Here is a 13,298-nt window from a genome sequence, read left to right as displayed (position 1 = left end):
GTATGGTGAACCGTGCCCTGACCCTACCCTATCAGCAAATTTGGGAAGACAGTTTAACCATCTTCTGGCGGGACTGGCTGGATCTGCGGGGGCGAGTTTGGCAGGTGGTGGCCTCAGGTCTGGTGGCCCCCCTCATCTACATTGTCGCCTTTGGGGTGGGCTTGGGGGGATCCCTGCGGGCCGAAGCTTTGGCCGAGGTGGCCGGATCCACGGCGGCAGGCTCCTACCTGCGCTTTATTTTGCCGGGGATGGTGGCCCTTTCCGCCATGACCATCAGCTTTGCCGGCACCACCTTCTCCATCTGTGGATCCCGGCTCTTCACCAAAAGCTTTGAAGAACTGCTGCTGTTGCCGGTGCACCCCTTGTCTTTGCATCTGGGCAAGGTACTGGCGGGCATTGCCCGCGGCCTGCTGACAGCCCTGGGCGTCTTGGCGGTGGGGGTGCTGGGCACCGGCGCTTGGGGCCTTCTCCACCCTCTATCGCTGTTGATTCTGCTGCTCAATTGTGCCGTTTTTGCCGGCATTGGAGTGATTGCCGGGTTGAAGGTGCCCAGCCTGGAGAGTGTGGGAGTGCTCACCAACTTTTTGATTACGCCCATGTCTTTCCTAGGGGCCACCTTTTTCGATCCCGCCCAGTTGCCAACCTACCTGCAGGTGCTGGTCTACTGCCTGCCCCTCTCCTACGCCAGCATCGGCATGCGGGCGGCTGCCTATCAGCTCCTCTCCCAGTTTCCCTGGTACACGGTTGGGGTTTTGGGCAGCTTGGCGGTGATCTTGGCCTTTGTGGGCGCTTATCAATTTTCCCACCAGCAGGACTGAGGGTTTTCTCAGTTCCCCTGGCCAAACACTTCTGGATAGCGAGCCAGTTGCTCCTGAAGATTCTGGTCGTAGCGCAGGACAATCACGCGGTAGCCGCCTTCTAGGAGCTGAGCCCGCAGTTGGCGATCCTGCTCGGCTCGAGTTGGCTCATCGTGGACTGCGCCATCACAAAAGACGCAGATATTGGGGTCATAGAAGAAATCGACAACACAGCGGGGCTCACTGATGGACTTCTGGGCATCGTCAGGCAATCGATACCCTCCTTCTGCCAGCGCCTCGAGAAACCTGCGCTCCAGTTCAGAGCGAGGGTCCAGGAGCTGGCGCAGCCACTCCAGGTGCTCTTGGCGGGAGCGACCCAGGGAGCGCAGCTCGGTGCGGCTGTTGGCCAGCAGGCCCAAAAGATCCCGGATCTGATAGCGGTCAAGCTGCAGCGCTTCCCGTTGGTTGGCATAGCTGAGCAGGCATTCGTAGCAGGCTGCTCGGCATTCGGGCCACAGGTCTTGGATCCCGGCCTCTGAAAGCTGGAAGTGACAGATCTCCAGCGCCACTTGGGCCACTTCCGCTAGAGCCTGGGGCTCTTCCACCAGGCGCCGCAGGACGCCAGCGCCCCCTTCTGCTGTTTCGTAGAAGAGCATGGCCTGATGGGATCCCTGGCCGATGCACTCGGCGGCCAGCTCTGTCTCTTCTAGCTCAAAGGTCTCTTCGATCCCTCGCTTGAGGGCATAGCGCAGGGTAGTCTCCAGGGCCTGCGGATTCTCCACCCCTGGCTGAACCAGGCGCACCAGCAACAGGTTTTGGGTACTGCGCACCGCCAGGCGAATGGACTGCAGGGGGACTGGGTTGGACGAGCCTGCCCTGTTCCGCTCAAGCTGAGCTCGCGAGGGAACTTCCCCATTTTCAAAGTTGACCAAAAAGCCGCGCCCTCCACTTCCCCGCCAGCCGTGGTTGATGCGTAGCAGGGTGGCCGCCGGGGCATAGCGCAACTGCAGCAGGGGAGTTTGTCCGCTCAGCACATCAGCTTCTTGGACGCGGTAGCCAGAGCTTTCGGGAGCAAACTGGAAGAAGGTCTGCAGCTCGTAGCCTTGCCGCCGCCGCTCCTCTTCGTCAGCTGTGATGCGATCCCGCCGCCGCATGCGCACATTGGGCATTTCCAGAAGCTGGGTAAAGAGGCTGTTTTGCCCATCGAACTGGGTGCCGCAGACGGGGCAGCAATCCAGGTGGGGATCGGCAAAGGCCCCACAGCTAAAACAGAGCTTGTGGCTACTTTTGCGCTCCTCCAGGCCGCCGGGCGGAGCCTGAAACGCCACTGCTTCCCACTGGCAGCCCTCATGGTAGAGGAAGTTGTGGGGAGCAAACTCGCGGATAGCCAAAAAGCGAGGCCGGGCGATGAACTCGCCCTCGCTGCCGCGGGGCACCCAGGCCCGCACCGGCAAGGCAGGGAAGTTGTAGCCGGGCAAGAAGCCTTCGCTAGCCAAATAGCGGTAGGGATAGAAGTCGCTTTCCTCCCGCTGGGTTCCAATCTGCAGCAGCAAGTTGCGCTGGCGCAGGGCTTCTTGCTGGCGGCGCTCGGCTTCCTGTTGGTCTTTCTTTTGGCGAGTCGTCTGGAGCTGGCGGTTAGCGGCTTCCAACTGCTGCGTGGCAGCCCGATAGAGCTCTCGCCAGCGATCGAAAGCTCGGTCAAAAGCCTGGGGTGCCTCTTCAATGACCTGCTGAAGCCAGCGCTCGCTAAACCAGCCGCTTTTATCTAGGAGTTGGCGATCGGCGGCCAGCAGCTTCTGCACCTGCTCCTTCACTTGTTGGCGGGCAGACTCCTCAAGTTGGATTTGCTGGGCCACTGTCTCCCTGAGGGGCAGCTCTTCCCGATCCGCGTCGATGACGGTTTCAATGGAATTGCCTAGGGGCAGGCGCACCTGAGCCAACCAAACGGCGTGGATGTGAGCGCGCAGCAGCGATTCGTTGGCTAGATCCAGGCGGGGAGGGCGCACGCGACCGGCCACCATCTCGGGGCGGCGGCGGAAGTAGTACTGGTCGTGGCTATTGAAAGCCCCGCAATAGGTGATGATGAGTCCCGGCTGCCCCTGGCGGCCTGCGCGTCCACTGCGCTGGGCGTAGTTGGCCGGCGTTGGAGGGACGTTGCGCAGATGTACCAGATCCAAATCGGCAATATCGACCCCCAACTCCAGGGTTGGCGAGCACACCAAATAGGGAAGGCGTCGAGCTTGATCCTCCCCGCGAAAGCGCCTTTCTCGCTGCTCCCGCTCTCCTGGCCGAACCACCTGAGCCGTGTGCTCTCTGGCCTCCAGGGATCCCAGCCCTGCTGCCCCGGCCTGGTAGAGGCGCTGGAAAAAGAGATTAACGGGGCGGCGGGCAGAGGAGTAGCCGCTCTGCTCGGCCCGGCGGGAATACAGAGGATCTGGCGGCGGCGAGCCATCGCCCAGGCACCAGCGCAGACAGCCAGCGTTGAGCTGGTAGGCTTCCTGGCTATTCTCCGAGTGGCGCCGCAGCAGGTCGTAGCTAACTAGGAGAGAAAGCAGGGATCCCAAAAGCTCATCGTAGGTTTCCCGGGTTAGCCCAAGGCGCTTGGCAAGAAAGCGTCCGAGGGCGCTGCGGGGGCCCAGGCTGAAAGTTGTTATGTCCTTTCCGTCGCAGCTTTGGCGGACAAAGCGGGTGGCCGTCCGCAGCTCGTCGTACTCTTCTAGGCCCCAAAACTCGTTGAGGTGTTGCTCGGCCCGTCGGCGCAGCGTTCTCTGGGACTCGGCTTTGAGCAGGCGCACATCGATGGCCAATTTGCGCCGAAACTGATCCAAAACAGCCCGCAGCAGGCGTTCCCGCTCCTCAACCTCGGCCTGGACAAACCAGGGGTGGAGAGGGGCCAGGGCCGAGCCTTGGCAAAGCTCCCTGAGGCTGCGGTATTCGATTTTCAACAAGCCCACCTGTTCCAGGTTGGGGTGGGTAACCCGCCAGCCGCGCCGCAGATCTTCGTAGAGACGGTATTCTGTCAGGTCTGTAAAGGTCTGCCAAACGTCCTGAGCAAGGGAAGACTGGGGATCCAAGGAGGGGTTCTGGGCAATGTCAGCAAGGCTAAGACCTGAGGCCCGCACTACTTCTCGGGCCACTTCAGCGAAGCCCAACTCTTTTTTCTGCTGCAGGGCGGCATACAGCGAGGCCCGCAGGAGGGCCACATGGACAAAGTCGTTGAAGTGGCCGGCTTGTAGCGAGGCATCTTGGCGATTGTCAGTAAAAGTCAGAAGCTTGTCGCGAGCCGCTTGCGTCTGGGCCGTATGGCGCAACAGAGAGGTGGCAAGGGTGGTGGTGGCGCTGGAGCGGCCTTCGCTGGAGAGGGAAGCCAGCTTGACAAACTCCCGCTCGCGGGCGGTGTAGTACTCGCCGCAGGCCAAGCAGAGGGAAAAAGGCTGGGGCTGCCACCACATCTTCTGGGCCTCCGCCTGGGGTTGCTCGGAAAAGGATCCGTCGGGGCGCACCCAGACTGCTTGGGGGACGCGGCTTTTCCAGTTGGGCTTGAGCCTGCCCTCAGGGGTGTACCAATCTTCAGGGATCTGCTCTGGCGACCACTCGTTTTCAACGGGATCCAGGCTCAGGTAGCCGGCTTGCTGGTCTTCAGCCTCCTCCATCTCTTCTCCGATGGGATAGGGCAAAAACTGCCCCCTTGCCTTCAAGACATGGTAATAGTCGTGCCCGCACTGGCGGCAGAACTTGACGGGGAAAAACAGCTTCCCTTCCCCAGCTTGCATTTGCCCTTCCAGGGAAAATTGCCGCTTTTCCCGGCTCTCCAAGGTGGCGTACAGGGTGCGGCCCTGGGAGATAAACTGGTGCAGCTTGAAGGCGACTCCCCAAGTGCTGCCCTCTTTGAGGCTGCTGGCATGGGCCAGAAACTGGCGCAGGGATTTGGCGCAGGTTGCGGGATCCCTGGCGGCCACCTCGGCCAGTTGGGCGGCTACCTTGGAAAGCTCCCTGGGCACGCGGCGCCTGAAGCTGCCATCGGGACTTTGCTCCAGGCCCAGCTCATACTCTAGCCAGCGCATCAGGGGATGGCGGCGCAGATCGGCCTGGTTTGTAGGCCAAGGCAAGTCCAGGGCGCTCTTCAGCTCTGCCACCGTGGGTGGGCCGCCCTCGGTGAGGGGGGCCAGGGTTTCCTCAATGACGTGCTCCGGCCCAAAGGGATGGCCGAAAAAGCGGCTGGCAAAGGCGGCTACAGTCTGGCGGCGCTCCTGGGCGTCGGCTTCTGGTCGGGAGATCATGGTGGCGCTGGTGCCAATATGCACCAAGTTCTTGGCCCCACAGCGTCCTTTTAGGCGGCGAACCAGCATGGCCACATCCGCCCCTTGCCGACCCCGGTAGGTGTGCAGCTCGTCAAAGACCAGAAAGCGCAGCCCTCCCATCTCGGGATTCAAAAACCGCTGATCTTCAGGACGAACCAGGAGGAGTTCTGCCATCACATAGTTGGTGAGCAGAATTTGAGGTGGATCCCGCCGTAGCTGGTCTCGTTCGTTTTCCGAAGTTTCCCCGGTGTATCTGGCAAAGCGCACCGGAAAAGGGCGATGGTAGTTGCGCTCGTACCGCTCGCACAGGGCTTGCAAAGACTGGTATTGAGAGTTCACCAAGGCATTCATGGGGTAGACCACAATGGCCACCACCTGATGACGGGATCCCCCCTGGCGAATCCAGTTGTCAATGATGGGCAAGAAGTAGCAAAGGCTTTTGCCAGAGCCGGTGCCGCTGGTAACGACAAAACTCTTGCCTGCTAGGGCCTTGGCAACAGCTTCCTCCTGGTGGCGGTAGAGGCGAAAGGGTCTGCCATCCTCAAAGCGGAAAATGCGGGCTGTTTCTTGGGCAATGCGCCCCGCCTCGGCCAACTCGTCAACGGTTGGACCAGATACATAACTAGGGCTGAGCTAGAGGAGGGGTTCTGGCCAGAGGTGGATCCCTTCTTCCAGAGCTTGGTCTACAAACGCCTGTGCCCGTGGGTCGGCAATGAGAAAAAAGGAGCGGACAAAATCGCGATAGTCGTCCAGAACAGTGGCGTGGAGATCAAAGATGGTGGACATCGAATCTGCCCTTAAGGCCCGCTTGGTTAGCTCAAGCCTAGCTTGAAGATGCCGCAAGTGGTGTTTGAAACCGCACCCACCAAGATCTACGGCCCGCTGAACGGCAAAAAGATATCTCCGAAGTGGGATCGGCAATGCGCCAGCTTCCCCCACACCTCCAGTACCCGCCGACGGCTGCAGCGTTCTCCGAATGCAGGAACCAGAATCCCTTGCCTTTAGGCAGGGGGTATGTCAAGAGAAAACTGGTCTGCAGAAGGCCACCTCTGCCTCATGGACGAATAACCCGCAATCCTAGATGCGCCTCGTAGCCATCGAAGTCGCTGTCGTGGTGGAGGAGCGGAACATTGTTCTCAATGCACCAAGTGGCAATCAAACTGTCTATTGTTTTGCGCACCGTCACGCCTTTGCGACGCAACAAGCGAAAGTTCTGCGCACTTTTCACCGCCAGGGAGGGGTTAACCATTTGCACCTGATGCAATTTCACCAGAGCACAGCGAGCCTGCTCGAAATCGGCATCTTTGCGAAAGCCCTGCAAGACTTCTGCCAAAATCAGGTCGCCCACCAGGATAAGAGTTTGATCCAGGGCCCAATCCAGATAGTCGGTGTGAAGCGATGAAATGCCGTTGAAGTAATCAATCCAGATGGTGCTGTCCACCAGGATCATCCTCAGTCCTGCAGGCACGACAGGCGTTGCTGCTGCAAATTGCCCTCCCATTTCAACTTGCCGCGTAAGTTGCGGATCTCAGCTTGCTCGTGTAGGCGAATCAGGACACGCAGCGCTTCGTGAATCACCTCGCGCTTGGTCTTGAGGCCGGTTACCTGGCGGGCACGCTCGATCAGGTCGTCATCCAGGACGATGTTGGTGCGCATGAGGAGCCACTTGTGTGTATAGAAATGCAGATCTATGTGTATTCTAAGCTTTTATTGAGTGCTGCGCCAGCTTCTCCCACGCCTCCAGTACCAGCCGCCGGGTGCGGTATTCGCCGTATTGACGTATCTCCTTCTCCTTCAGCACGCGAAAGGTTTCGCCGGGGAAGGTGCTAGCAGCAGCGCGGGTAGCGTAGCCAGCCGGGTCGAGCGGGTCTGCCACCTCTTCCCGCGGGTCGAGTATGTCTTCCAGTTCGCGTTCGGTGAGGTCTGCCGGGTCGAGGATGTAGCGCAGTTGCTTGCGCGTCAGGCCGTAGAGCCGGGCGTAGTACGCATCCAGTTCAGCGCGGAGGATGGCGCAGCGTTCCTCGTTCCAGGTGAACGGCGGGAAGGGGAAGCCCTCACCCAGTGCTGCGGGCAAGGGGGTCGGGGGGTGAGGTCTAATCACAGCCCGCAATCCTTCGTCTGCCTCTCGCCATACGTCGTCGGCGAAGGGTTTCATGTCCCAGGAGGTGTAGACCAGCTCCAGCACGCGCGGGACGATGAAGCGCAGGTCTTCGGCGCGGTAGGCGCTCGGCGGCAGGACAGGGAGTTGGCGGAGGATGAAGAAAGTAAGATGCGTCCCACCAATTTTCTGGCGCAATGCCCAATCAAAAATCAGGACATTTAGATTGGCTAGAAAACACGAGAGATGAATAGCCGAAATCTCACCCGTAAGGACTATGGGCATCGTATGTCCTACCCCAACTCTGGGCAGCAGGCTGAAGATGGCAGTGCGCTCATCCGTAGAACGTGCCACATCCCGGAAGCCCAGCAGCCAGCCGCGCCGCCAGTCGCCCAGGCGGGCTTGCACTTCTTCGGCGGGCACCCAGTACCAGGGCTGGACAACAAAGTGCGGGTCGGCGTGCTGGTGCTCATCAAGCGTGGGCAGTTGGGTGCTGGAGCGGTCGCGCACGCCCTCATAGGTGCCGTAGCGGTGGTCATAGTGCCAGATCATCTTGGCTTCGTAGAGGGGGAGGTAGCGGCCCTCACCCCCGGCCCCTCTCCCCAGGCTTTGGGAGAGGGGAGAAGGATGCTCGTAGGAATGGGCAGTGACATAGGCAGCAATCTCTTGGAGGACTTGTTCTGTGCGGTCGAGTATCTGGTCATTGGTAAAGCGCAGCATGGCAAAGCCATGTTCGCGCAGGATTTCCTCCCGCAAACGGTCGCGTTCCTGCTGAGTGGGTTCACGGTGCACGGCGCCATCTATCTCAATGATCAGGCGGGCATCGTCACAGAAGAAGTCGGCGATGAATTGTCCAATCGGATGTTGACGTCGGAATTTTCGGCCTAGCAGCCGACGGTCACGCAACAATTCCCAGAGCAGGCTTTCGGCGGTCGTCGCCTCGCGACGCAACTGCCGCGCCCTGGCAATCAGTTCCTGGCTGGCCTTGGGTAATTCGTACCCTCCTTCTCCCGCAGCGCGAGAAGAGAGGTCGGGGGCTGCGATCCTTCCCCCCTCTCCCGCAGCGTGGGAGAGGGGGCTAGGGGGTGAGGGCACAAACACATTCCCCACCAGCCGGTAACCTTGCTTTTCCAGCTCTGCACGGGTGCGGAAGAGGTGCGAGTCGTTGGACATGTGGAACATCGCCATGAAGCGCACGTCCCAAGGGTTTTCACCCGTGCGTTCGTTCACCAGTACCGGCACGCGCTGATAGATGGCGCGGGTCAGGTCGGCATCTTGCCGGGTACGGAAGACCGGCAGGGTGCGGGTGTTGGGGTTGATGCGGGCAATGTCGTCCGCTGTGAGGGTGAAAACGCGACGCGGGTCGCGCAGGTGATCGGCATGGGTGGCAAAGAAGGCGAAGACCATCGGCGCTGCTTCGCGCACGCCGGCTGGCGTCGGTTGCCACGATCCTGCCAGGGTGAGGAGGCAGAACTTCATGCGGCTATCCACTGCCGGAAAGAGTCGCTGGCGGTTCTCAAAATCGAACAGACTGGCCAGTTGTCCCTTGCCTGCCAGATCGGCGAAGAAGAACTGGTTGGTCGCGTCGGTGGCGATGCCGGTGGGGACGATGATGCCCGCCCGCCCCCGGATATTGAGCAGGCTACGCACGCGCTCGGCAAAGACGGAATAGGTGTTGATGTCGCCGCGGCCGGTGAGGGGATATTGACCACTGCCCCGTAAAAAGCGGCTGGTGCTTTCGGCGCCGTGCAGGGCACGCTGGTAGTCGTGCCAGAGGGCGGGGTTGGTCTGCGGCAGGGCAGCGATCAGCCGTTTGCGGGCAGCGGCGTTGGCAGCGCGGGCAATTTGCGGGTCGCGGACGGCGAAGAACTCTTCTTCCTGCAATTTGATGCGCTCCCAGGGCGGGTTGCCCAGGATAACGTCGAAACCGCCCCGCTCAAAGATTTCGGGCAACTCCAGCGGCCAGTGGAAAAAGCGATGCTCTAAGGCTAGGGCTGCGGCGGTGGCGAGGGCCTGGGGGTGGTTTCTATTCTCCAGCCGATCAACCACCACCTTGGTGGTAATGGCTCTGGAGAAGTCAGAGGTCAGGAGCTGGAAAAAGGCTGCCGTCCACAGGTTGCAAGCTTCCACCAGCCTTTGATGTTCCTGGTTTTGGCAGTAGCGGCCATAGAGCTCCTGTTTGCGGCGCACATCTGCCGGGGAATCGTCTTGAATGGCCTCTAGCTTCTGTCGCTCTTGGCTAAGCTCGGCCACCACCTGCTCAGTGCCAAGAGGAAGGGAAAGCTGCCCCGTCTGCAAATTTTGGCACTCTGTGCGATTTCGCCTCTTCAGAGAGCGGGCAGCCTCCCTAGAGTCGGCGCTTGCAGGATCGAAGGCTTCATGGGGGATGCCCCTTTCCAAAACCTTGAGATCCACCACCCCCACCAGCGAGTCGCCGCACTTGATGTGGTGATCCAAAAAGGTTAGAGGCTTGCCGGCACAGTGGGCCTCCAGCCAGAGGGCCACACGGCAGAGTTCCACTGCCAAGGGGTTTTTGTCTACGCCATAGATGCAGTGGCTCACCACGTCGCGGATGGCCTCGCGGACGCACTCGGGGGCAGGCTCCTCTTCCCCGGTGCGGATTTTGGCCAGCTCTTTGCCCAACCGTCGGGCAGCAGCCAGCAGAAAGTGTCCCGATCCGCAGGCGGGGTCAAGGACGCGGAGGGAGAGCAGGGCCTGTTCGGCATCCGCCATTGGCTTGGCTTTGGCCAGCCGCTCTGCTAGAACCGGTTCCAGCGCCGAGCGGATGAGTTCTGCCACCAGCTCCGGCGGGGTGTAGTAGGAGCCGGTGCTCTTGCGCTCTGACCCGAAGGCCAACTCAAAGCGGGGGATCCTTCCCGAGGTGTCAATCTGAGGGTGGTATTCGAGCAGGCTTTCATAGACCGAGCCCAGTTCCTCCACATCCAGCGCCGCATAGTTCACGCGCCGAGGTGAGGCGGAAGCATCTTCCCGATAGTAGGATAGATGCCAAAAGGCCTCCAGCAGAGCCCGATTGCTGAGGCTGTAGGTATCTAGATCGAGGGGAGCAAAAAGCTCGCCGTTAAGAGGAGAGACCTTCAACAGGTTGGCCAGCTCTTCCTTCGAGAACACCCTCCACAGCACCCGCAAGCTGCACCAAAGATCCTCGTGTTCGGTATAGGCACTCTGCCGATCCAAAAGCCGCCGCAACCGCGTCACGCTGTAGTGATCCCGGTAGAGAGGATTGTCGCTAATCAGCCCCCGCTCCTCCGAGACCAGCAAAAACAGAAAGCGATAGACCAAGCGCAACAGTTGCCGATAGAACTCCTCTGGGGTGAGAGGCTCTGAGCTGCCGGCTTTCGGGTCGATCCGCCTCCGCAGGTCAGTGTTGTTGGAGCGCTCCAGAAAGCCGTTGGCCAAGCGCTTCAGACATTGCTCCACACCATCCCGCAGCCGATCCCGTACCCGCCCCCCCTGTTCCAAGGCGTCCCGGTAGTACTGCTCCAGCAGGCAGGTTGGGGCATCTTCAGCCCTGTGCGGCAGCCGACTGCGGTGCAGCAGCCGGTAGAGGATGGCAAAGTCGTTAAAGCGCTGCTCCTCCAGGATTTGCTGCAGGTCAAACTCGGCGTAGGCTTGGCGACGCACGAAGGTGCAATCTCGCAAAAGGCGCAGCCTCAGGCCGTTGCTCACAATGCCCCAGAGGTGATCGCTGCGGTTGAGGTACTCCTGCACCAGCGAATGGGGCGCAAGTCTTGGTCGACCGCTGGGAGCCAGACGCCCCAGCTCCTGCCGAACCCCGACAATGTGGACTGGCGGTGCATCCTCCGCCTCTCCGGCGCGATGCGAAATGGCAAACGTGGCACCGTCTATTTCGTAGGCGCGCGCGTTGTAGCGCAGCTCGTACCCCAGCAGGCTCAGAAACGGGATCAACCAGACATCGCGAGTAACCGAGGTGGCCAAGTCGCTCTCCGGCAGGCGCTCTAGGCGACGCCGGAAGATCTCCCACTGGGCGCGGGCCTCGGCAAAGACGCCGGCAATCTCATCCGTCAGGCTGCGCCGGTTGTCCAGCCCAAAGTCTTTCGGCTTCTGCCCAGTAAGCTCGCCGGCAAGGAGCTTTTCCAGCGTATCGGGGCCCAAAAGCCCCCCTTCAAGGCGTACGGCAGGGAACTGGCTCATCGCGACACCACAGGTTGCAAGACAAGGAGTCCCAGAAGATCGGGAGGAAATTGCGGCTTGACCGCCAGCCCCCGCACCTGCAGTGCCACCGCCTGACGGACGCGTTTGTGAGCAGCAGTCAGTTCGTCCGCGCGGCGGACAATTCGATCCCGGATGGCTTGTTGCAGCAAGTGCCCTGTGCCCCAGGCTTCAGGGGGATCCCTGTGCCAGTCTCCAAGGTTGCTGAGCACCCGTCGGATTAGCTCCTGCTTCTCGGCCAGAGGGGGATTGTCATCCGGCTGGGCTTCTGCCAGCAGCCGCAAGGCATCGCCGGTCTCCAGCCACTGGGGATTGCTGCCTCCCAGGCCAACATAGGCAAGCACCAGGACTTCTTCCGATAAAAGGGATCGGGCAGCAGGTTGCTCGACCAGGTAGCGTATACGCAGCAGCAGGATGGTCGTGAGTTTGGTTACGGCACGGGTGCGCAGGACGCCGCAGCGGGAGACCACCCTGCTATTGGGGCTGGGATCGTTCAAGGCTGCCTCGAAGAGGTAGCGGGCCAACGTGGCTACGAAGCGGTGGTTTCGGCCAATGTATTCCGCCCCTTCAGGCGTGGGCGAGTCGAAGCTGATGAGCCACCGACCGTCCTTGGGGGAGGGCAGGGCCAACTTGACCAGTTCAGGCAGGGTTCTGGTCGCCTCTGGAGTGATGCTCGCCCGAAAGACACCCGGTCGGTTGTCCGGGGAAACAGGCAGACCAATGCGCTCTGCTGCCGCCAGGAGGAATTCGCGCACAGCCGTGGGATCCCCTAGCACAGCATCTGTGGCCTCAACTTCCCGCTGCACTTCTTCGGGCTTGAGCGCCCGCTGGGCAAACCGGGTGCGATTGATCTGCTCGCGCTCGGCGTACTGTTGCCACTGCCGATGAAACTCTTCCACTTCTGGCACGCCAAGGTCGAGCACAAGCTGGCGTTCGGCAGACCAGCGTCCCCTGCGCAGGAAGAGGGCTTCAAGAACGGCCTGCGTGACGCTCTCGCTGGCTTCCGGCACAGGCACATGGGTGCCCAAGGCGCGGTGGATCTCCCGCGCTTTGTTGAGCAGCACCTCAAGCACCACGCCGTCTATGGGGTTGTCGCGCCCAAAAAACCGAATGACCCTGACCCGCCCGGCCTTTTGGCCGTAGCGATCTACTCGGCCCTCCCGCTGCTCCAGCCGATTGGGATTCCACGGCAGGTCGTAGTAAACTACCCGGCACCCGCGCTATGCGCAGGGTGCGGGCTTTATCCCAATCCCTAGCGGCCCCAGAGGGCAGCTAAGTTTCGGAATTTCAGGCGAGTTTACAGTCGCCCCAAGGAGAGAGATTACCTGAGCAGCGTTATAGTCAGCATCCCCTTCCCAGCCACAATGTCCACACTTGAACGACTTGCCGCTTCGGTAGGACTTGCCCTGCTCAGGGTGGATGTGCAGGCAGTTATGACAGGTCTGACTGGTATAGGCGGGCGGAACCAGTACCACAGGCACTCCAGCAATGGCAGCCTTGTAGGCCACAAACATCCTGAGCTGGTAGAACGCCCAGCTATTGGCTCTACGGCGTTCAGTTTTACTCCGAGGTTTCTGATTCAAGCACTCTCGGATGCCTGTCAAGTCCTCAAAAGCCAGTGCTGCACCAATGGCCTGGGCATCCCTGACCAAGGTTCTGCTGATGTTGTGGTTCAGCCATGTCTGGTAGCGCCGTTCCCTCCCAGAAAGCCTACGAAGCAGTCTTCTAGACGACCTCGTGCGTTTGGATTGAACCTTGGCGCGTACACGGCTGAACCGGTCACGGACGGCCTGGATGTGTTTTCCACTCCAAGAACGCCCGTTACTAGCGGTGGCTATATCCCGCCTGCCCAAGTCAACTCCGATTACCTTTGGAGTTTTGCCAGTTGGGGGAGTGTCCAACTCAACCGCA

Annotated in this window: 8 protein-coding genes; 1 reads left to right on the top strand and 7 read right to left on the bottom strand. The window is 60.7% G+C overall.

Features of this window, described 5'->3' with window-relative positions; genetic code table 11:
• The first annotated feature begins 2 nt into the window (after window positions 1-2).
• On the top strand, window positions 3-818 hold the full coding sequence (locus tag ACVWYZ_RS05705) for an ABC transporter permease (protein WP_457466471.1): 816 nt from the start codon (window positions 3-5) through the stop codon (window positions 816-818).
• 8 nt (window positions 819-826) lie between these two features.
• On the opposite strand, the gene ACVWYZ_RS05700 is transcribed toward ACVWYZ_RS05705, so the two are convergent.
• The 7 genes from ACVWYZ_RS05700 to ACVWYZ_RS05670 form a co-directional block, all read right to left on the bottom strand.
• A complete protein-coding gene (locus ACVWYZ_RS05700) occupies window positions 827-5,692 on the bottom strand; it encodes a DEAD/DEAH box helicase (protein ID WP_457466470.1) in 4,866 nt (1,621 codons plus the stop codon).
• Window positions 5,693-5,731: 39 nt separating this feature from the next.
• A complete protein-coding gene (locus ACVWYZ_RS05695; RefSeq protein WP_457466469.1) occupies window positions 5,732-5,884 on the bottom strand; it encodes a hypothetical protein in 153 nt (50 codons plus the stop codon).
• A 268-nt stretch (window positions 5,885-6,152) separates the two neighbouring features.
• Window positions 6,153-6,548 carry a type II toxin-antitoxin system VapC family toxin gene (gene vapC / locus ACVWYZ_RS05690; RefSeq protein WP_011433301.1) on the bottom strand — a complete coding sequence of 132 codons (396 nt, stop codon included), beginning with the start codon at window positions 6,546-6,548 and terminating at the stop codon, window positions 6,153-6,155.
• Window positions 6,549-6,550: 2 nt separating this feature from the next.
• A complete protein-coding gene (locus ACVWYZ_RS05685) occupies window positions 6,551-6,754 on the bottom strand; it encodes a type II toxin-antitoxin system VapB family antitoxin (RefSeq protein WP_011433302.1) in 204 nt (67 codons plus the stop codon).
• A gap of 43 nt (window positions 6,755-6,797) precedes the next feature.
• Window positions 6,798-11,369 carry a DUF559 domain-containing protein gene (locus ACVWYZ_RS05680; protein ID WP_457466468.1) on the bottom strand — a complete coding sequence of 1,524 codons (4,572 nt, stop codon included), beginning with the start codon at window positions 11,367-11,369 and terminating at the stop codon, window positions 6,798-6,800.
• Window positions 11,366-12,451: a hypothetical protein gene (locus ACVWYZ_RS05675; RefSeq protein ID WP_457466467.1), complete on the bottom strand. Its 1,086-nt coding sequence runs from the start codon at window positions 12,449-12,451 to the stop codon at window positions 11,366-11,368. Before ACVWYZ_RS05675 ends, ACVWYZ_RS05680 begins: the two co-directional genes overlap by 4 nt.
• A 156-nt stretch (window positions 12,452-12,607) precedes the next feature.
• The coding region (locus tag ACVWYZ_RS05670; RefSeq protein WP_457466466.1) for an RNA-guided endonuclease InsQ/TnpB family protein at window positions 12,608-13,298 on the bottom strand (691 nt) is incomplete at its 5' end.

This window comes from Thermostichus sp. MS-CIW-37 (assembly GCF_054060065.1).
Note: the sequence above shows the minus strand (reverse complement) of the source record. Positions and strands in the feature narration are given on the sequence as shown.

Coding starts and splice junctions, on each gene's coding strand:
- ACVWYZ_RS05705 (WP_457466471.1), top strand. CDS start 3: ATGGTGAACCGTGCCCTGACCCTACCCTATCAGCAAATTTGGGAAGAC.
- ACVWYZ_RS05685 (WP_011433302.1), bottom strand. CDS start 6,754: ATGCGCACCAACATCGTCCTGGATGACGACCTGATCGAGCGTGCCCGC.
- ACVWYZ_RS05695 (WP_457466469.1), bottom strand. CDS start 5,884: ATGTCCACCATCTTTGATCTCCACGCCACTGTTCTGGACGACTATCGC.
- ACVWYZ_RS05680 (WP_457466468.1), bottom strand. CDS start 11,369: ATGAGCCAGTTCCCTGCCGTACGCCTTGAAGGGGGGCTTTTGGGCCCC.
- vapC (WP_011433301.1), bottom strand. CDS start 6,548: ATGATCCTGGTGGACAGCACCATCTGGATTGATTACTTCAACGGCATT.